The sequence below is a fragment of the Brevundimonas diminuta 3F5N genome, from assembly GCF_900163625.1.
Taxonomy (GTDB): domain Bacteria; phylum Pseudomonadota; class Alphaproteobacteria; order Caulobacterales; family Caulobacteraceae; genus Brevundimonas; species Brevundimonas diminuta_A.
The window spans coordinates 37371-57105 of the sequence record NZ_FUIE01000030.1; the positions used below are offsets into that span (position 1 = coordinate 37371).

Below are 19735 nucleotides of genomic sequence, written 5' to 3' on the forward strand. Positions count from 1 at the left end.
GGAACCGGGCGGAAGGCCTTGCAGCCCCTGCGGTCTTTCCCATATCCGAGCCAACCCGGCGATAACCCCCAAATCCTTAGGGGCTTGCCCGCCGACCCCATCCACCGCCGAACCGGGCGTCGTCCGGCGCGGCATGATTTCAAAAGCCCATCTGGGGGCGGTCACGCGCGGCGCTTGATCCAAGGCCGCCGCATCGCCCGCCGCAAGGAGTGAAAAGACAAGCCCATGGCCAAGATCATCGGCATCGACCTCGGCACGACCAATTCGTGCGTCGCCGTCATGGACGGCAAGAACCCCAAGGTCATCGAGAACGCCGAAGGCGCCCGCACCACCCCGTCGGTGGTCGCGATCCAGGACGGCGGCGAGATTCTCGTCGGCCAACCCGCGCGCCGCCAGGCGGTGACCAACCCCGCCAACACCTTCTTCGCCATCAAGCGCCTGATCGGCCGCAATTTCGATGACCCGGTGGTGGCCAAGGACAAGGGCATGGTGCCCTTCGAGATCGTCAAGGGCCCGACCGGCGACGCCTGGGTTCAGGCCCACGGCAAGGACTATTCGCCCCAGCAGGTCTCGGCCTACACCCTGGGCAAGATGAAGGAGGCCGCCGAGGCCTATCTGGGCGAGAAGGTCACCCAGGCCGTCATCACCGTTCCCGCCTATTTCAACGACGCCCAGCGTCAGGCGACCAAGGACGCCGGCAAGATCGCCGGCCTGGAAGTCCTGCGCATCATCAACGAGCCGACCGCGGCCGCCCTGGCCTACGGCCTGGAGAAGAACGACGGCCAGAAGATCGCCGTCTACGACCTGGGCGGCGGCACCTTCGACGTCTCCATCCTGGAGATCGGCGACGGCGTGTTCGAGGTGAAGTCGACCAACGGCGACACCTTCCTGGGCGGTGAAGACTTCGACATGCGTCTGGTCGACTACCTGGCCGACGAGTTCAAGAAGGAGCAAGGCGTCGACCTGCGCTCCGACAAGCTGGCCCTGCAGCGCCTGAAGGAAGAGGCCGAAAAGGCCAAGAAGGAGCTGTCCTCGACGACCCAGTACGAGGTCAATCTGCCGTTCATCACCATGAACGCTTCGGGCCCGCTGCACCTGAACATCAAGCTGTCGCGCGCCAAGCTGGAAGCCCTGGTCGACGACCTGGTCCAGCGCACCATCGAGCCCTGCGCCAAGGCGCTGAAGGACGCGGGCCTGAAGGCCTCGGACATCGATGAAGTGGTGCTGGTCGGCGGCATGACCCGGATGCCGATGGTTCAGGAAGCCGTGAAGAAATTTTTCGGCAAGGAGCCGCACAAGGGCGTGAACCCGGACGAGGTCGTGGCTCTGGGCGCCGCCGTTCAGGCCGGCGTGCTGCAAGGCGACGTCAAGGACGTGCTGCTGCTGGACGTGACCCCGCTGACGCTGGGTATCGAAACCCTGGGCGGCGTGTTCACGCCCCTGATCGAGCGCAACACGACCATTCCGACCAAGAAGGCCCAGGTCTTCTCGACCGCTGACGACAACCAGTCGGCCGTGACGATCCGCGTCTTCCAGGGCGAGCGCCCGATGGCCGCCGACAACAAGGTGCTGGGTCAGTTCGACCTGATGGGCATTCCGCCCGCGCCGCGCGGCATGCCGCAGATCGAGGTCGCTTTCGACATCGACGCCAACGGCATCGTCCACGTGACGGCCAAGGACAAGGCGACGAACAAGGAACAGTCGATCCGCATCCAAGCCAACGGCGGCCTGTCGGACGCCGACATCGAGAACATGGTCAAGGAAGCCGAGGCCAACGCCGCGGCGGACAAGGCCCGCAAGGAACTGGTCGAGGCCCAGAACGGCGCCGACAGCCTGGTCCACTCGACCGAGAAGGCCCTGGCCGAGCACGGCGACAAGATCGACGAAGCGACCAAGGCGACCATCCAGTCGGCCCTGGACGATCTGAAGTCGGCCAAGGACGGCACGGACCCCGAGGCCATCCGCGAGAAGACCAACACCCTGGCGCAGGCTTCGATGAAGCTGGGTGAGGCCATGTACGCCGCCCAGCAGGGCGGGGCTGACAGCGCCGCCGAAGGCCAGCCCGCCGACGACGGCGTGGTCGACGCCGAGTTCGAGGAAGTCTCGGACGCGGACGAGAAGAAGGACGCCTAAACCGGCGCCTCGCTGATGTTCGGCCCCGCTTGCCAGACGGCAGGCGGGGCCGTTTCATGAAACTTGCATCATTCGACCGGGCGCCCATGTCATCAGGCAGGCCGTCGGTCATCCGCGAACGGAACGCCTCCAGATCAAGAGAGGCCGAACAGCACCCTGGCGCGGCGGGAAAGTAAGAGGACGAACGCCTGATGGCGCAACGTGACTATTACGAGATTCTGGGAGTCGAGCGGACGGTCGACGCCGTCGTGCTCAAGAGCGCCTATCGCAAGCTGGCGATGGAGCACCATCCGGATCGCAACGGCGGCTCCGAAGAGTCTGTGGCCCGCTTCAAGGAAATCTCCGAGGCCTACACCGTCCTGTCGGACGAGCAGAAGCGTGCGGCCTATGACCGTTTCGGCCGCGCGGGCGTGGGCGGCGGCGCGGGCGGCGGCAATCCCTTCGGCCAGGGCGGCGGCCAGGGCTTCCACGACATCAACGACATCTTCTCCCAGGTCTTCGGCGACGCCTTCGGCGATGCGTTCGGCGGCCGGGGCGGCGGGCGCCAGCAACAGAGCGGCCCGCGTCGCGGTTCGGACCTGCGCTACGATCTCGAGATCACCCTGGAGCAGGCCTACAAGGGCGCCGAGGTCGAGATCGCCATCCCGACCCTGATGAGCTGCGAGGTCTGCGACGGCTCGGGCGCCAAGGCGGGAACCAAGCCGACCATCTGCTCCACCTGCGGCGGCGCCGGGCGCGTGCGCCAGGCCAACGGCTTCTTCCAGGTCGAGCGCACCTGCCCCCGCTGCGGCGGTTCGGGCGAAATGATCGCCGATCCCTGCACCACCTGCCGCGGCCACGGTCAGGTCCGCAAGACCCGCAAGCTCAGCCTGAAGGTTCCGGCGGGCGTGGACGACGGCTCGCGCATCCGCCTGTCGGGCGAGGGCGAGGCGGGCCAGCGCGGCGGGCCGCGCGGCGACCTCTATGTCTTCCTGTCGGTGCTGCCGCACGAACTGTTCGAGCGCGACAACCTGGACCTGCTGGTCACGGTGCCTGTGCCGATGACGGTGGCGGCCCTGGGCGGGGCTGTCGATGCGCCCTGCCTGATCTCCGAAGCCTGCGACGGCAAGTGCAAGGCTCCGGTCGAGGTGCCTGCCGGCGCGCAGACGGGCAAGACCGTCCGCATCAAGGGCAAGGGGATGCCGCATCTGAACGGGCGCGGCCGTGGCGATCTGGTGGTCGAACTGTTCGTCGAGACGCCGACCGACCTGAACGCGCGCCAGAAGGAGCTTCTGGCGGAACTGGCGGCCTCGCTGGGCGAAAGCCAGACCCCTCGCAACACCAGTTTCGCGGGCAAGGCCAAGCGCTTCTGGGCCGACATTCTGGGCGGCGACGCCGATAATCCGAAAGAGACCGCGTGAGCGACATCTTCCACGCCGGCATCTCCGGCGCCCGGGGCCGTATGGGCCGCGCTGTTTCGCAAGTTCTGGACGCCCGTGAGGACGTGGTGGTGGCTGCGCGCTTCGACCGCGGCGAGACTGTCGATCTGAAGCTGTGCGACGTCATCATCGACTTCTCGACGCCCGAGGCCTCGGTCGCCCTGGCCAAGGCCTGCGCTGCGGCGGGGGGACCGGCCCTGGTGGTCGGCTCAACCGGCCTGACGCCGGAACAGGAGGCCGAGATCGAGGCCGCCGCCGACAAGATCGCCATCGTCATGAGCGGCAATTTCTCGCTGGGCGTGAATATCCTGATCGGCCTCGTCGAGCATGCGGCCCTGCGGCTGGATGCGCGCGACTGGGACATCGAGGTGCTGGAGACCCACCACCGGCGCAAGGTCGACGCCCCGTCGGGCACCGCCCTGATGCTGGGCGAGGCGGCCGCCAACGGCCGTGGTCGCGATCTCAAGGATGTGCGCAGCGCCCCTTATGACGGCATCACCGGCGCGCGTGAGCCGGGCAAGATCGGCTTCGCCTCCCTGCGGGCGGGCGGGGTGATCGGCGAGCACACCGTCATGTTCGGTTCGGAAGATGAGATGCTGACCCTGTCGCACTCGGCCATGGACCGCAGCTTGTTCGCCAAGGGCGCCGTGGCCGCCGCCGCGTGGGTGCGCAACCGTCGCCCCGGCCTTTATGACATGCAGGACGTGCTGGGTTTCCGCCAGGCATAATGCCTGGAGGCACTGACGCGCCCGCGCTATCGCTCGCCGCGCGGCGGTTCGCTGCTTGAGCGCGAATCTGCTTTTCGTCAGGCGGGTTCGGCCAGCAGGGCGCCCATCGCGCCGCGCCAGGCGGTCAGGTCGTCGGAGCGCTGCGCGATCAGGCGGCTGAGGACGCCGCACTGAGCTTGCGCCGGGGCGGTCATGCCCCAGGCAGGGAAGGCGCGGCGTTCGATGCGTCCGCGCGCCATGACCTCGATCTCTTCATGCCGCTCGTCGAAATGCAGATGCAGCATGAGGATGTCGAGCGCGGTGGGCGAGCCTTCCAGGCACTGAACGAACACGCCGTCCTGCAGCGCTAGCGCCCCCGTAACGCCGTTGCGGGCGTTCAGAAAGGCGGCGACGTGGACGATGTCGACCATCGCCGCCGCCTCGTCGTCCGGGGCCAGTCGCGAGCGGCTGCAATAGACGAGTTGGTCCAGCGTGTTCATGACGCCACGCTAGGGCCTTATCTCCGAGGATGAAAGTGAGGCTTTCGTCAACGCCCGGTTGAGCCGAAGCCGCCGGCGCCGCGCGTGGTCTCATCCACCGCCTCGACCTCGACCATCCGGGCCTGCTCATAGCGGGCGATGACCATCTGGGCGATGCGGTCGCCGCGCTTGATCTCGAACGGCAGTTCGCCGTGGTTGATCAGGATGACCCCGACCTCGCCGCGATAGTCGCTGTCGATGGTGCCCGGCGAATTGGGCGCCGAGATCCCATGCTTCAGCGCCAGGCCCGAGCGCGGGCGCACCTGGGCCTCATAGCCCGGCTCCAGCGCGATCTTCAGCCCGGTGGGGATCAGCTTGCGCTGACCCGGCTCCAGCACCACGGTCTCGCCTTCGCCGATGGCGGCGCGCAGGTCCATGCCCGCCGAACCGGCGGTCTCATAGGCGGGCAGGGCCAGACCCTCGGCGTGGGGCAGGCGTTCGACGCGGATGGTGGTCATGACGGGGAGGTCTCTTCTAGGCCTTGAAGTGATCGGCGATGCGTTGGGCGAGCTTCCTCGCCACTTCGGTCTTGGACTGGCGCGGCCACGGCTCGTCGCCGTTTTGCGTGAACAGGGTCACGGCGTTGCCGTCCGAGCCGAACACCTCGTCAGACACGTCGTTGCCGACGATCCAGTCGCAACCCTTGCGCGACAGCTTGGCGCGGGCGTTGGCTTCCAGATCGCTGGTCTCGGCGGCGAAGCCGACCACCAGTTTCGGGCGGCGCGGGCCGGGGGCTGAGACGCCCGCCAGGATGTCAGGATTTTCGATCAGGGCCAGAGACGGCGGGCCGCCGGGCGCCTTCTTGATCTTGCCGGAAGCCACGCCGTCCACGCGCCAGTCGGCGACGGCGGCGCTCATCACGGCGATGTCGGCGGGAAGGGCGGCCTCGACGGCGGCCTTCATCTCGGTCGCGGCCTCGACCCAGACGCGGGTCACGCCGACGGGCGCATCCAGCGCCACCGGGCCGGAGATCAGCGTCACCTGCGCCCCCAGCTCGGCCAGGGCGGCGGCGACGGCGTAGCCCTGCTTGCCGCTGGAGCGATTGGTCAGGCCGCGCACGGGGTCGATCGGCTCGAAGGTCGGTCCGGCCGTGACCACGGCGGTCTGGCCTGTGAGCGGCCGTCCGTCCGGTCCGGCCAGCAGGCGGGCGATGGCGTCGAAGATGATCGGCGGCTCGGCCATGCGGCCCGGCCCGAACTCGCCGCAGGCCATGATGCCGTCGTCCGGCCCGACCACGGCCATGCCGTGGAAGCCGTCGAAGCTCTTCAGCCGCTCGACATTGGCCTGCACCGCCGGGTGCAGCCACATGCGGACATTCATCGCCGGGGCCAGCAGCACCTTCTTGTCCGTGGCCAGAAGCGTGGTCGAGGCCAGGTCGTCGGCCATGCCGTTGGCCGCCTTGGCGATCAGCCCGGCCGTGGCGGGCGCCACCACCACCAGATCGGCCCAGCGCGACAGTTCGATATGGCCCATGGCGGTTTCGTCTTCCGGCATGAACAGGTCCTGCCGCACCGGATGGCCGGTCAGGGCCGCCAGCGACATGGGGGTGACGAACTCGGCCCCGGATCTGGTCAGGACGGTCATCACTTCGGCGTCCGCCTTCCTGAGCAGGCGGATCAGCTCCAGCGCCTTATAGGCGGCGATGCCGCCGCCGACGATCAGCAGGACCTTGCGGCCGGAAAGCGAGGGTGCGGTCATGCTGGAATCTGTAGCCGCGTCGCGTGACGGCGTCGAGACAAAGCCGTCTGGCTAGCGTCCGCGCAAATGGAACATTGTCAGAACAAAAATCTTGTGCCTAACTGTGTTCGACGAGATGCGGGGAGGGTTTCCATGCGGATGCGGGTGACGGCGGTGCTGGCCGCGACGGTGCTGGCGCTGGCCGGGTGCGACAACGGCGGCTCGGCGGTTGAGACACGCGAGAGAAGCGCGGCGGAGCCGGTGGGTCTTCTGGCGGCCGAGGCGGTCGAAGATACGGTCGACGCCCCGGTCGAGGCGGCCAAGCCGCCCGTCACCGCCAACCGGCGCGAGACCGCCGACGCCAAGGTGCAGAGGCTTTATGAGCGCAACGGCGCGGCCTTCGGCGCCAAGTCGGCCGACGACTACCTGCAGAAGGTGCGGGCCTTCACCGAGGAAACGCCGAAGGGAACCGAAACGGTCAAACGACCGAACGGCGACACGCTCTTCTATCAGGCCTCGACCAACACCTTCGCCGTGGTGGACCGCAACGGGGTGCCGCGCACCATGTTCAAACCGGACGACGGTCCGACGTATTGGGCCGAACAAAAGGAGCGGGCCCCGACCTTCGGCCAGCGTCGCAACGCGTCACGCTCCGCCGAATAGCGGGGTGGTCTCAGACTTGATCGAACGTCAGGGGCGCGCCCCAGAATTGGGCGACCAGATCCGACTGCGGGCCGGGCGTGCCCGTGGTCAGGAAGTCGCGGCGCGACGAAGAGCCGAGGTCGTATTCCGGGTGGCGGTCGAAATAGCGCTCCAGCGAGTCGGCCACGGCGGCGGGCTGGCTGATGACCTGGACGCCGGGCGGCAGGGCCTGGGCGAACAGGTCGGCCACGATCTCATAGTGGGTGCAGCCCAGGATGGCCTTGTCCGGGTGGCGGCCGATGCGGCGGCGCAGGGCGTCGACGTGGTCGTCGACCACCACCTTCAGCTCCTCCGGCGGGGCGCCCAGCTCGATCAGACCGGCTAGACCGGGGCAGGCCTCGGTGAAGACGGCCAGGTCGTCGCGGCGCTTGTCGATCTCGATCTCATAGACCCGGCTCATGGCCGTGGCGGCGGTGCAGAAGACGCCGGTGATGTCGATCGCCTCCTTCTTCTCGCCTTCCAGCCGCCCGTTGCGCTCGGCCTCAAAGGACCAGGGCAGGCCGGTGGCCGCCTCGATGGTCGGGACAATGATGCCCAAGACGTTGACCGGGCGGCCCAGCTTTTCGCGCATGGCCGGGATCCAGGTCTGCTGCAGGCGGCGCAGGGCGATGGCCGAGGCCGTGTTGCAGGCCAGGACGACCACGGAGGCGCCCGCCTCGAACAGGCGTTCGCAGCCGGCGCGCGTCAGCGCGACGATGTCCTCGCCGTTACGCCCGCCATAGGGAGCGTGGGCCTGGTCGCCCAGATAGATGAAGTCCCGCGTCGGAAAGCGGGTCGTGAGTTCGCGGTGGACCGTCAGGCCCCCCACGCCGGAGTCGAAAACACCTATCGCCATGCAGCGGCCTTTAGCCTCGCGGGGTTTCGCCGTCCAATAGTTAGGACTAAACCGGATTTATGCGACGTCGGGGGCCGCTGCGCCGAAGGACGTCCGAAACAGCTATGGTTGGGAGACCTGGATGCACAGACGCCATCTTCTCATCGGGGGCGCGAGCCTCTTCGCCCTGTCGGGCTGCGCCTCGGCCGGGGCCGTGGAGAGCGCCATGAGCGGCGCTGTCGCCGCCCTGACGACCGCCGATGAGGCCCGCATCGCCCGCGCCGTCCTGCCGGCGACCGCGCCGCGCGCCGAGCTTTTGCAGCCCTGGACCGGCCCCTATGAGGGCGTGCCGCCGTGGGACAAGGTGACGGCGCCCAAGATGCGCGAAGCCATCCTGGAAGGCATCGAACTGCAACGCGCCGACATCGCCGCCGTCGCCAACAACGCCGAAGCTCCGACCTTCGCCAATACCTTGGCGGCGATGGAAATGGTCGGCGAACCGCTGGACCGCGCCCTGAACGTGTTCAGCGTCATGACGTCGAACATCGGCGGCGAGCAGTGGGACGTGCTGGAGACCGAGCTGTCGCCGATCCTGTCGGCCGCCTCGGACGAGATCACCTTCAACGAGAAGCTGTTCGCCCGCATCAAGGCCGTGGCTGACGGCGCTGACGCCGCGGGCCTGAACGCCCAGCAGAAGCGTCTGGCCGAGCGCAGCCGCGACGCCTTCGTACGCAACGGCGCCGCCCTGAACGCCGCCGGCAAGGCCGAACTGGGCCGCATCAACACCGACCTGTCGAACGCCTTCACCGGCTTTGGCCAGAAGGTGGTCGCCGACGAGAACACCTGGACGGTCATCGCCAATGAGGCCGGTCTGAAGGGCCTGCCGGACTCGAACAAGGCCGCAGCAGCCGCCGCCGCGCGCACGCGCAACGTTCAGGGCTGGGTCATCGTCAACACCCGCTCCAGCGTCGATCCCTTCCTGACCTTCGCCGATGATCGCGCCCTGCGTCAGCAGGTCTGGACCAAGTTCGCCAAGCGCGGCGACAACAACGACGCCAACGACACCAAGTCGACCATCGCCCGCATCGTCGCCCTGCGTCAGCAGCGCGCCCGCCTGCTGGGCTTCGGCAACCACGCCGAATGGCGCATGCAAGACACCATGGCCAAGACCCCGGCCGCGGCGATGGACCTGATGCAGCGCGTCTGGGCCCCGGCCAAGGCACGCGTCGCCGAGGAAGTCGCCGACATGAAGGCGATCGCCGGTCACGACATCGAGCCGTGGGACTACCTCTACTACGCCGAGAAGGTGCGTAAGGCGAAGTACGACCTCGATCAGAACGAGCTGAAGCCCTACTTCGAACTGCATGCTGTGCGCGCGGCGTCGTTCTACATGGCGGAGCGCCTGTACGGCTTCGTCTTCAAGCCGCTGCCCAAGGGAACCGTCTCGACCTTCGAGCCGGACGTGACCACCTATGAGGTCACCGACAAGGCCACCGGCAAGCTGATCGGCCTGTTCTACGCCGACGACTTCGCCCGTCCGGGCAAGCGCTCGGGCGCCTGGATGACCACCTACCGCTCGTTCTCGCAGCTGACGGGTTCGAAGCCGATCCTGGCCTCGAACAACAACAACTTCGTCAAGGCGCCGGACGGCCAGCCCCTGCTGATCTCGCTGGACGACGCCGAGACCCTGTTCCACGAGTTCGGCCACGCCCTGCACTACTTCTCGTCGGTGGTGACCTATCCCTCGTTCGGCAACACGCCGCGCGACTTCGTGGAGTATCCGTCGCAGGTGCACGAGCATTGGGTGCTGAGCCGCCCGATCCTCGACGGCTATATGAAGCACGTCGAGACCAAGCAGCCGATGCCGCAGGCGCTGGTAGACAAGATCGAGGCCTCCTCGACCTTCAACCAGGGCTACGCCACGGTCAGCTATCTGTCCTCGGCCCTGGTCGACATGGATCTGCATACGCAAGCCACCCCGCCGACCGATATCGACGCCTTCGAGAAGGCCTCGCTGGGCCGTCTGGGCATGCCCAAGGAGATCGTGATGCGGCACCGCCTGCCGCAGTTCAATCACCTGTTCACCTCGGACGCCTATTCGGCCGGCTACTACTCCTACCTGTGGTCGGAAGTGATGGACGCCGACACCTGGGCCTACTTCGAAGAGTCGGGCGACGTCTTCAACCCGGACATCGGCGGCCGCTTCAAGTCGATCATCCTGGCGCCGGGCAACACCACGGATCGCGGCGACGCCTATCGCCAGTTCCGCGGCCGCAACCCGGACGTGGCGGCCCTGCTGAAGGTGCGCGGCTTCCCGGTTTCCTAGTGGCCTATCGGCCTTCGGCCTCATCTTGAGCGCCCCTAACGCGCTTCGCGCTGCTTGAGGGGCGTTGAGCCCGTTAGGCGCTGAACATGGAAAGGCCCGGTGGAGAAATCCGCCGGGCCTTTTTCTTTCCCGCTCATCCCGGCGGAGGCCGGGATCCAGTGCTTTGGCTTAGAGCGCGATGTGGCGTAAGCCTTGGCTGTGTCACGGGCTGCGTCGGGTCGAGAAGGCTGAGCCTTCTGATCGCGGCCCAGCAAAGAAGGAGCGCTCATGAGCGTCGTCGCCTCCTACGTCTACAAGGACGGCAAGCGGGTGCGCGACGCGCCGCTGACGGATCAGGGCCTGGCCCTGGCCAAGGGCGAATACCTGTGGATCGGCCTGCACGAGCCGTCGGACGAGGAGTTCGACGTCCTGGTGCGTCGCTTTCACCTGCATCCCCTGGCGGTCGAGGACGCCCTGACGGCGCACCAGATCCCCAAGCTGGAGGTCTATGGCTCCGAACTCTTCATCGTCGCCCGCACAGCCCAGGCCAAGGGCGACCGCATTCTGTACGGCGAAACCCACGTCTTCGTCGGCCCCAACTACGTCATCACCATCCGTCACGGCTCGGCCCGCGCCCACACCCAGCTGCGCGCCCAGCTGGAAGCCTCGCCGCACCAGTTGAGTCATGGGCCGGACTTCATCCTGCACGGGGTGCTGGATTTCATCGTCGACGGCTACATCCCCATCATCGACGCCATCGAGGACAAGGTGCTGGAGATGGAGCAGGTCGCCCTCGACAGCTTCCTGTCGCGCGCCGACATCACCCGCCTGTTCCAGCTGCGCCGCGAGCTGCTGAAGTTCAGCCGGGTGCTGGGGCCGATGGAGGAGGTCTGCGTCAAGTTGCAGTCGCTGGATCTGCCCTGCATCGACCGCGAGGTGCGGCCCTATTTCCGCGACGTGGCCGACCATGTGCGGCGTGTGTCCAGCCGGGCGGCGGGTCTGCGCGACATCCTGGCCTCGGTGTTCGAGGTGTCCAATCTGCTGGAGCAGCAGCGTCAGGGCGTCATCACTCGCAAGCTGGCCGCCTGGGCCGCCATCCTGGCGACGCCGACGGCGGTGGCGGGCATCTACGGCATGAATTTCGACTACATGCCCGAGCTGCGCTGGACCTATGGCTATCCGGCGGTCCTGGCGTTGATCGTCGCCATCTGCATCGGCCTGTACGTCACCTTCAAGCGGACCCGGTGGCTGTAGTCAGCCGCTGTTCCTGAGGCCCGCCGCCACGCCGTTGATGGCCAGAAGGATGCCGTTGCTGACGCGCGGGTCGTCGTCGCCCGCCCGACGCCGGCGGATCAGCTCGATCTGCACATGGTTCAGCGGCTCGACATAGGGCATGCGCTGGCGGATCAGCCGATCCAGTTCGGGCTGGCCGCCCAGCAGGGCCTGCTGGCCGGTGATCGACAGGACGGCCGCGACGGTGCGGTCCCATTCGGCGCGGATGGCGGCGTAGATGCGTTCGGCCAGGGCGGGGTCGGGGACCAGTCCGGCGTAGCGGCGCGCGATGGCCATGTCGGCCTTGGCCATCACCATCTCCATGTTCTGGACCACGGTGCGGAAGAAGGGCCACGCCTCGGCCATGGCGCGCAGTTCGGCCGGGTCTTCGCCCTGAACCGCCGAGCCGAAGCCGAACCAGCCGGGGAGCATGACCCGCGACTGCGACCAACTGAACACCCACGGAATGGCGCGCAGATCCTCGATGGCGGGGGAGGTGGTGCGGCTGGCCGGGCGCGAGCCGATCTTCAAGTCGGCGATCTCGGCGATGGGGGTGGCGGCGCGGAAATAGTCGACGAAGCCGGGCGTTTCATAGACGAGGGCGCGATAGGCCTTCATCGAGGCCGCCGACAGGCGCGCGGCCGTGGCCCCGTGCTCGGCGCTGTAGCTCGCGTCGGACTGCGGTCCCAGCGAGGCCAGCAGGGTCCCGCAGGTCAGGGCGTCGAGGTTGCGCTGCGCCACCTCCGGCTCGCCGTATTTGTTGGCGATGACCTCGCCCTGTTCGGTGACGCGGATGCGGCCCGCGACGGTTCCGGCGGGCTGGCCCAGCACGGCCGAGAAGCTGGAGCCGCCGCCGCGCCCGACGGCGCCGCCCCGGCCGTGGAACAGTTGCAGCCGCACCCCCGCCGCGCGCGTGACCTCCAGCAGGGCGCGCGAGGCTTCGTGCAGTTCCCAGCCCGAGGTCAGGTAGGAGCCGTCCTTGTTGCTGTCCGAATAGCCGATCATCACCTCCTGCACTCCGCGCGCTTCGGCCACGGCGAGGGCCGAAGGTTCGGCGAGAACGCGCTCCAGCGTGGCGCGAGCGGCGCGCAGGTCGTCGATGGTCTCGAACAGGGGGGCGGCCTGAATGGGACAGGCGCCGGGGGCGGCCGGGTCGTAGAGGCCGACTTCCTTGAGCAGAAGATAGACCTCCAGCATGTCCGAGGCGGCGTCGGTCTTGGACACGATGTGAGTGCGGATCGCCTGCGGACCGAAGATTGAAAGGGCCTCGGCGGCGGCCTGAAGGATGGCGCGCTCCTTCAGCGTCTCGGCCGCATAGTCGGCGTAGGGCGAGAAGAGGGGGCGGGGGCTGGCCAGTTCGCGCGCCAGCACGGCCAGGCGTTCGGCTTCGTCCAGAGCGGCGTAGTCGGCGCAGACGCCCGCGACCTTCAGCAGGTCGGCGACCACGCGCTGATGCACGTCGGAGTTCTGGCGCAGGTCCAGCGTCGCCATGTGGAAGCCGAACACGTCCGCCGCCGTGATCAGCCGCGCCAGCCGATCGTCGGCGAAGACGGCGCCGTGGGTCTGAACCAGGCTGTCATGCAGGATATTCAGATCGGCGCTGAAGACGCCGGGACCGTCGTAGGGCGGGACGTCGAAGCGGGCCGGGCGCGGCGTCGGCTCGCCGGTCAGCAGCGGATAGGCGGCCGACAGGCGGGCGTAGATCTGGCTGAGCGCCAGACGATAGGGCTCGTCCGCGCGCTGGATGGAGGCGTCGCCGGACCCTTGCGCCAGGGCGGCCAGTTCGGGCGTGACGCGGGTCAGGTCGATGGACAGGCTGAGCTCGGCGCCCAGGGCGTGCACCTCGTCCAGATAGAAGCTCAGCGCCGCGCGGGCCTGGCTGCGGAAGGCGGCGCGCAGGGTCGTGGCGTCGACATTGGGATTGCCGTCGCGGTCGCCGCCGACCCAGGAGCCGATGCGCACGAAGGGCGCCAGGTCCGGCGCGTCCAGCAGGCGACGCCATTCGGCCAGCTGGGCCGGGGCGACACGCAGGAAGATGCGCTGCAGCCAATCGACGATGGTGTCGATTTCGTCCTGCACCACCAGGGCCGAGGCGCGGGTCAGCCGCGTGGCCCACAGGATGACGATCTGGCGGCGCAGGGCCGCCTTCAGCGTCTCGGCGTCGCAGGCGATTCCGTCGCGGTCGCAGCCGTCCAGCAGCTCGCCCACCGCCGTGGTGCGATCGATGACGCTCTTGCGGCGCACCTCGGACGGGTGGGCGGTCAGCACCGGCGAGATCAGGGCCTGAGCCAGCAGGTCGCGCACGGCGTCCCTGTCGACGCCCGCCTCGGCCAGACGCTTGAGCGCGCCTTCGGGGGTGTCGGCCCGTTCGCCCGCCTCCGCCTGGGCCTGGGCGCGGCGCTTGCCCGCCCGGTCCTCGGCGACATTGGCCAGCAGGGAGAAGGCGGCGAAACCATGCGTCAGGCCGATGGCCTGATCCAGCGACAGCTCGCCCAGCAGCCGCTCCAGCTCCGAGGCGTCGTCCGAGGCCGGGTCGCGGTGATAGGCCACCGAGGCCTGCCGCACCGCCTCGATGCGATCGTAGAGATCCTGGCCGCCCTCGTCGCGGATCACTTCGCCCAGCAGGGCGCCCAGAAGCCGGACCTCTGCGCGGAGGCGATCATGGGGAAAGTCGGGAGCCTGGGTCATGGTCGTCTCTCAGCGGGGAGGCCGGACAGGAACCGTATCAGTGGAATCCGAGCGCGCCAGTCCATGCTGCAACGCAGAAACCCTTTGTGTGGTCGCCTTTCGTCGCGAGAAACGGAGTCGACATCACCTTGCTTTTCCGCCATAAGCCGCGACTTCCGGCGCAATTGAACCTGCGCCTCCACCATCACGACCCCTGATTGTCTTCAGGACGAGGATGGAGAGGGCCTCTGTCGACGTGATCGTTCGCAGAGGTCGCCCGCCTATGGGCGTTTCTCACGGAGGCTTAAGGCCCAGGCGCATGAAAGGGTTTGAATGTTCGAGGCTCTGAACGAGCGACTGACAGGCGTCTTCGACCGGATCACCGGGCGCGGCGCCCTGTCCGAAAAGGATGTCGAGGAGGCCCTGCGCGAGGTCCGCGTCGCCCTGCTCGAGGCCGACGTCGCCCTGCCGGTGGTCAAGGACTTCATCGCCCGCGCCAAGACGGCCGCGACCGGCGAAGACGTCATCCGCGCGGTCAAGCCCGCCGATCAGGTCATCAAGATCGTCTATGACGGCCTGGTCGACATGCTGGGCGGCGAAGAGCCGGTTCCGCTGAACACCAATGCGACCCCGCCCGCCGTCGTGCTGATGGCCGGTCTGCAGGGTTCGGGCAAGACGACGACCTCGGCCAAGCTGGCCCTGCGTCTGTCGAAGTTCGACAAGAAGAAGGTCATGATGGCCTCGCTGGACACGCGTCGTCCGGCGGCCATGGAACAGCTGGCCACCCTGGGCCAGCAGATCGAGGTCGCGACCCTGCCCATCGTGGCAGGCGAGAGCGCGGTCCAGATCACCCGCCGCGCGCTTCAGTCGGCCAAGCTTCAGGGCTTCGACGTCCTGATCCTCGACACCGCCGGCCGCATCACCCTGGACGAAGGGCTGATGAATGAGGTGGCCGAGGTCGCCGAGATCGCCCAGCCGGTCGAAACCCTGCTGGTCGCCGACAGCCTGACGGGTCAGGACGCGGTGCGCACCGCCGCCGCCTTCCACGAACGTCTGCCCCTGACGGGTCTGGTGCTGACCCGCGCCGACGGCGACGGGCGCGGCGGCGCCATGCTGTCGATGCGCGCCGTCACCGGCCTGCCGATCAAATATCTGGGCGCGGGCGAAAAGGTCGATGCGCTGGACGTCTTCGACGCCCGCCGCGTCGCCGGCCGCATCCTGGGTCAGGGGGACATCGTCGCCCTGGTCGAGAAGGCCGCGGGCGAGCTGGACCAGGCCAAGGCCGAGAAGATGGCCCGCAAGCTGGCCAAGGGTCAGTTCGATCTGGACGACCTGGCCGGTCAGCTGAACCAGATGAAGAAGATGGGCGGTCTTCAGGGCATCATGGGCCTGCTGCCCGGCGTGGCCAAGATGAAGGCCCAGATGGCCGAGAACAACGTCTCGGACAAGCTGATCGACCGCCAGCTGGCCGTCATCTCCTCGATGACCAAGGCCGAGCGCAAGAAGCCGGACCTGCTGAACGCCAGCCGCAAGAAGCGCGTGGCCAAGGGCGCCGGCGTTGACGTCCAGGACATCAACCGCCTGCTGAAGCAGCATCGGCAGATGGCCGATATGGTCAAGTCGCTGTCCAAGGGCGGCGGCAAGAACCTGCAGAAGATGGCCTCCATGATGGGCGGCCTGCCCGGCATGGGCGGCGGCGGTCCCGACATGAACCGTCTGAAGGCGCTGGGCGGCGGCAAGATGCCGGAGCCCTCGGCCGATGAAATGAAAGCCATTCAGGACCGCCTGGCGGGTCTGGGCGGCGGACAACTTCCGGGAGGCCTTCCGGGTCTGCCGGGCTTCCCCAAAAAGAAATAACGACCTTCTGGAAAGAGACTGAAAATGCTGAAGATTCGTCTGGCCCGCGGCGGCGCCAAGAAGCGCCCCTACTACCACATCGTCATCGCCGACTCGCACAGCCCGCGCGACGGCAAGTTCATCGAGCGCGTCGGCAGCTACAACCCGATGCTGCCGAAGGACAGCGCCACCCCGCGCGTCGTCCTGAAGCAGGAGCGCATCCTGGAATGGCTGGTCAAGGGCGCTCAGCCGACCGACCGCGTCGCCCGCTTCCTGTCGCAGGACGAAGTTCTGGGCGCCAAGGTCAAGTGGACCCAGGGCAACAACCCCAAGAAGGCCGAGCCGGGCAAGAAGGCCCAAGAACGCGCCGCCGAGCGCGCGCAGCGCGAAGCCGACCGCCTGGAAGCCGAAGCCGCCGCCAAGGCCGAGGCCGCTGAAGCCGCCGCCGCCGCCGCTGCTGCTCCGGCCGTGGAAGAAGCGCCTGCTGAAGAAGCTCCTGCGGCTGAAGCGGCTGCTGAAGTCGCCGCTGAGACGACCGAAGAGCAGGCCTGAGCCTTATCTCTTCATCCGGCCATGGCCGGTTGAAACGGGAAAGCAGCGTCCTTTCGGGGCGCTGCTTTTCTGCTATCTGGACCCATCGCATCGGCAAACGGAGCCTGGTCATGAGCAGCGAAGACAGACTGATCCTGGTCGGCCAGATCGGCGGCGCCTTCGGGGTGAAGGGCGAGGTGCGGATCAGCGCCTATACCGCCGACGCCATGGCCCTGGTCGGCTATTCGCCGCTGCTAGGCGCCGACGGAAAGCCCGTGCTGACGTTGATTTCCGCGCGGCCGGACAAGGCGGGCGTGGTGGCGCGGGTCAAGGAGATCGCCACCAAGGAAGAGGCTGACGCCCGGCGCGGACAGAAGCTGTTCGTCACCCGCGACGCCCTGCCTGAGCCGGACGAGGACGAGTTCTACCTGACCGACCTGGTCGGTCTGGAGGCGCGCGATCCGGCCGATGTGGTGCTGGGCAAGGTGAAGTCGGTCCAGAATTTCGGCGCCGACGACATGCTGGAGATCGCCCCGGCCGAGGGCGGCCCGACCTGGTATCTGCCCTTCACCCGCGAGGCGGCGCCGGAACTGCACATCAGCGAGGGCTGGCTGCGCATCGTCCGCCCGACCGAAGTGAGCGACCGCGACGAAGACTGAGGCGTAGACATTCGCCGCATCAACGGTTGCGGATTGCGGCGACGTTTCCAACATGAATGGGGTCACACCAGCCGGAGCGCCCCATGGCCGACCTGTCCGCCTTTCCCGTCACCCGTCAGTTTCCGCCGCAGCATCCCGACCGGCTGCAACTTTATTCGCTGGCGACGCCCAATGGGGTGAAGGTCTCCATCCTGTTGGAGGAGCTGGGCCTGCCCTATGAGGCGCACCTGGTCGATATCAGCAAGGACGAGACCTGGACGCCCGAGTTCCTGTCGTTGAACCCCAACGGCAAGATTCCCGCCATCATCGACCCCGACGGTCCGGGCGGAAAGCCGTTGGCCCTGTTCGAGTCGGGGGCCATCCTGGTCTATCTGGCGGAGAAGGCGGGACGCTTCCTGCCGACCGATCCGGCGGCGCGCTATGAGACGCTGCAGTGGGTCTTCTTCCAGATGGCGGCCATCGGTCCGATGTTCGGCCAGGTCGGCTTCTTCCACAAATATGCGGGTCGCGAATTCGAGGACAAGCGGCCGCGTGATCGCTACGTCGCGGAATCGCGCCGTCTGCTGGGGGTTCTGGAAGGGCGGCTCGCCAATAAAGGGGGAGAGCCCCGGACCTGGATCATGGGCGACGACTACACCATCGCCGACATCGCCATCTTGGGCTGGGTGCGGAACCTGGTCGAGCATTATGGCGCTGGCGAACTGGTTGGCTATGCGGACTTTCCGCGCGTGGCGGCCTGGCTGGCGCGCGGGCTAGCCCGACCGGCTGTGCAGCGGGGCCTGAGCGTCCCGGCATAGCCGTAAGACGAGATTGCGGGGGCGGGCGGTGCGCCGCGCCCCCGCGCACGCTCAGACTTCTTCGGTCGGGGCGTCGCCGACGTACTTCTTGATCGACTCGATGGCGCGTTTGGCGCCCGACTTGTCGGAATAGCCCTCGGTCGAGAAGATGATCTCGGAGTTGTATTTGAACCGGACGCGGAACTCGCCGGCCTTGTCCTGATAGACTTCGAACTTGTGCGCCATGATCGTCTCGCTCTGACGGCCGCCAGTCGGCCAAGGCGAAGAAGCTGCCACGGCCTCGCTCGGGCCGTAAAGGGCGCGAAATGTAAAAGGCCGTGAGGCGCTCAGCCGCGCGCGGGAATCCAGCGTCGCGCCGCCAGGGCCAGGAAGCCGACCGCCAGCCCCCAGAAGGCCGAGCCGACGCCGAATAGAGCCACGCCCGACGCCGTGGCGGCGAAGGTCAGGACGGCGGCCTCGCGATCCTTGGCCTCGCCCATCATGGCGCCCAGCGATCCGGTCAGCGGCGCGATCAGGGCCAGGCCGGTGATGACGGCCAGCGCTCCGGTCGGCATGGCGATGAACAGGCCCGCCAGCGGCGCCGCGAACAGGGCGACGACCAGGTAGAACAGGCCGTAGATCACGCCCACGGTCCAGCGCTTCGTCGCATCGGGATGGGCGTCCGGTCCGGTGCAGATGGCGGCGGTGATGGCGGCTAGGTTGACGCCGTGCGCCCCGAACGGCGCCAGCAGGGTGCTGGTCAGACCGCCCCAGAAGATCAGCTTTCCGGCGGGCGGTGCGTAGCCTGCGGCCCTCAGCACCACCAGTCCGGGCAGGTTCTGCGACGCCAGCGTCACCAGATACAGCGGCAGGGCCAGGCTGACCGCCGCCTTCCAGTCGAAGGCGGGCATGACCGGCGACAGGGCGCCGAACAGGCCGGTTCCCTCGGGCAGGGCGACCTGACCGCGCACGGCCAGCACGGCGAAGGCGGCGACCAGAACGGCGGGCAGGGACCAGGCGGGCGCCAGTCGACGCATGACCAGAAAGACCAGCAGCAGCCCCGCCGCCAGCATCAGATCGGTCGGAAACACCAGGAACAGCTTGAGGCAGAAGGGCAGCAGCACCCCCGCCAGCATGGCCGAGGCGACGGCCGCCGGAATGCGCTCGGCCAGCCGGCCCAGCGCCGGGACCAGTCCGGTCAGCACCATCATCAGCCCGGCGATGACGAAGGCGCCCACGGCCGTCGACCAGCCGAGGCCGAGCGTCGAGGCCGCCAGCAGGGCCGCCCCCGGCGTCGACCAGGCCAGCACCACGGGCATCTTCAGCCGCCAGCTCAACACCGCACCGGGCAGGCCGATGCCCAGGCACAGGGCGGTGACCATGGAGATGATCTGGCCGGGCGACGCGCCCATGGCCTGTCCCGCCTGAACCACCAGCGCGACTGTGCCGCCGAAGCCGACGACGGTCGCCACGGCGGCGGCCGAGAAACTGGCGGGAGGAGGCAGGCGCACGGAACTCATGCGCTCAAGCTAGGCCGGGCGGCGGGAGCCTGAAAGCGGAAATACGCCTTTCGCCGCTCATCCCGGCGGACGCCGGGACCCAGTAAGAGCCAAGGACGCGCACCTCAGATCAGCGCCTCAATCCCGGCGGCGTGGATGAAGCCAAAGCACTGGGTCCCGGCGTCCGCCGGGATGAGCGG

General features: G+C 67.9%; 17 protein-coding genes. 10 read left to right on the plus strand and 7 right to left on the minus strand.

Annotated features, from left to right (window positions below; genetic code table 11):
• The first annotated feature begins 225 nt into the window (after nt 1-225).
• The 3 genes from dnaK (at nt 226) to dapB (ending at nt 4279) form a co-directional block, all read left to right on the plus strand.
• The gene (dnaK, locus tag FM111_RS05290) at nt 226-2133 is read left to right on the plus strand and encodes a molecular chaperone DnaK (protein WP_087139724.1); all 1908 of its coding nucleotides are present in this window, start codon (nt 226-228) and stop codon (nt 2131-2133) included.
• 191 nt (nt 2134-2324) lie between these two features.
• The gene (gene dnaJ, locus FM111_RS05295; protein ID WP_087139726.1) at nt 2325-3533 is read left to right on the plus strand and encodes a molecular chaperone DnaJ; all 1209 of its coding nucleotides are present in this window, start codon (nt 2325-2327) and stop codon (nt 3531-3533) included.
• Nucleotides 3530-4279 carry a 4-hydroxy-tetrahydrodipicolinate reductase gene (gene dapB / locus FM111_RS05300; RefSeq protein ID WP_087139728.1) on the plus strand — a complete coding sequence of 250 codons (750 nt, stop codon included), beginning with the start codon at nt 3530-3532 and terminating at the stop codon, nt 4277-4279. Before dnaJ ends, dapB begins: the two co-directional genes overlap by 4 nt.
• A 77-nt stretch (nt 4280-4356) precedes the next feature.
• Here dapB and FM111_RS05305 read toward each other — a convergent pair whose 3' ends face one another.
• From FM111_RS05305 to coaBC, 3 genes are read right to left on the minus strand one after another with little or no spacing between them, the layout of a single operon-like run.
• The gene (locus FM111_RS05305; RefSeq protein WP_087139729.1) at nt 4357-4758 is read right to left on the minus strand and encodes a BLUF domain-containing protein; all 402 of its coding nucleotides are present in this window, start codon (nt 4756-4758) and stop codon (nt 4357-4359) included.
• A 47-nt stretch (nt 4759-4805) separates the two neighbouring features.
• On the minus strand, nt 4806-5255 hold the full coding sequence (gene dut, locus FM111_RS05310; RefSeq protein ID WP_087139730.1) for a dUTP diphosphatase: 450 nt from the start codon (nt 5253-5255) through the stop codon (nt 4806-4808).
• A 16-nt stretch (nt 5256-5271) separates the two neighbouring features.
• On the minus strand, nt 5272-6495 hold the full coding sequence (gene coaBC / locus FM111_RS05315; RefSeq protein ID WP_087139731.1) for a bifunctional phosphopantothenoylcysteine decarboxylase/phosphopantothenate--cysteine ligase CoaBC: 1224 nt from the start codon (nt 6493-6495) through the stop codon (nt 5272-5274).
• Nucleotides 6496-6627: 132 nt separating this feature from the next.
• Here coaBC and FM111_RS05320 point away from each other — a divergent pair, with 132 nt between their 5' ends.
• Nucleotides 6628-7137 (plus strand): S-type pyocin family protein, encoded by a 510-nt coding sequence (locus FM111_RS05320; RefSeq protein ID WP_087139733.1) that lies wholly within the window; start codon nt 6628-6630, stop codon nt 7135-7137.
• 10 nt (nt 7138-7147) lie between these two features.
• On the opposite strand, the gene FM111_RS05325 is transcribed toward FM111_RS05320, so the two are convergent.
• Nucleotides 7148-8011 carry a glutamate racemase gene (locus FM111_RS05325; protein ID WP_087139734.1) on the minus strand — a complete coding sequence of 288 codons (864 nt, stop codon included), beginning with the start codon at nt 8009-8011 and terminating at the stop codon, nt 7148-7150.
• Between the two features lie 121 nt (nt 8012-8132).
• Here FM111_RS05325 and FM111_RS05330 point away from each other — a divergent pair, with 121 nt between their 5' ends.
• A complete protein-coding gene (locus FM111_RS05330; protein ID WP_087139736.1) occupies nt 8133-10316 on the plus strand; it encodes a M3 family metallopeptidase in 2184 nt (727 codons plus the stop codon).
• Nucleotides 10317-10583: 267 nt separating this feature from the next.
• Nucleotides 10584-11549 carry a magnesium and cobalt transport protein CorA gene (locus FM111_RS05335; protein ID WP_087139738.1) on the plus strand — a complete coding sequence of 322 codons (966 nt, stop codon included), beginning with the start codon at nt 10584-10586 and terminating at the stop codon, nt 11547-11549.
• Here the strand turns inward: FM111_RS05335 and ppc are convergent, their stop codons facing one another.
• Nucleotides 11550-14255: a phosphoenolpyruvate carboxylase gene (ppc, locus tag FM111_RS05340; RefSeq protein ID WP_087139740.1), complete on the minus strand. Its 2706-nt coding sequence runs from the start codon at nt 14253-14255 to the stop codon at nt 11550-11552.
• Between the two features lie 312 nt (nt 14256-14567).
• On the opposite strand from ppc, the gene ffh reads away from it, so the two are divergent.
• The 4 genes from ffh to FM111_RS05360 all read left to right on the plus strand — a co-directional run bounded on the left by ffh (nt 14568) and on the right by FM111_RS05360 (nt 18057).
• Nucleotides 14568-16091, plus strand: coding sequence for a signal recognition particle protein (gene ffh, locus FM111_RS05345; RefSeq protein ID WP_087139742.1), 1524 nt, complete (start codon nt 14568-14570; stop codon nt 16089-16091).
• 24 nt (nt 16092-16115) lie between these two features.
• The gene (gene rpsP / locus FM111_RS05350; protein ID WP_087139744.1) at nt 16116-16622 is read left to right on the plus strand and encodes a 30S ribosomal protein S16; all 507 of its coding nucleotides are present in this window, start codon (nt 16116-16118) and stop codon (nt 16620-16622) included.
• Between the two features lie 104 nt (nt 16623-16726).
• Entirely contained in the window at nt 16727-17260 is a 534-nt protein-coding gene (gene rimM, locus FM111_RS05355) for a ribosome maturation factor RimM (RefSeq protein WP_256968102.1), read from the plus strand.
• An 83-nt stretch (nt 17261-17343) separates the two neighbouring features.
• Nucleotides 17344-18057 (plus strand): glutathione S-transferase N-terminal domain-containing protein, encoded by a 714-nt coding sequence (locus FM111_RS05360; protein ID WP_087139747.1) that lies wholly within the window; start codon nt 17344-17346, stop codon nt 18055-18057.
• A 51-nt stretch (nt 18058-18108) separates the two neighbouring features.
• Here the strand turns inward: FM111_RS05360 and FM111_RS05365 are convergent, their stop codons facing one another.
• On the minus strand, nt 18109-18282 hold the full coding sequence (locus tag FM111_RS05365; protein ID WP_076224443.1) for a YegP family protein: 174 nt from the start codon (nt 18280-18282) through the stop codon (nt 18109-18111).
• A gap of 101 nt (nt 18283-18383) precedes the next feature.
• Nucleotides 18384-19556, minus strand: a complete 1173-nt coding sequence (locus tag FM111_RS05370) for a benzoate/H(+) symporter BenE family transporter (RefSeq protein ID WP_087139749.1) — start codon at nt 19554-19556, stop codon at nt 18384-18386.
• Between the last annotated feature and the right edge of the window lie 179 nt (nt 19557-19735).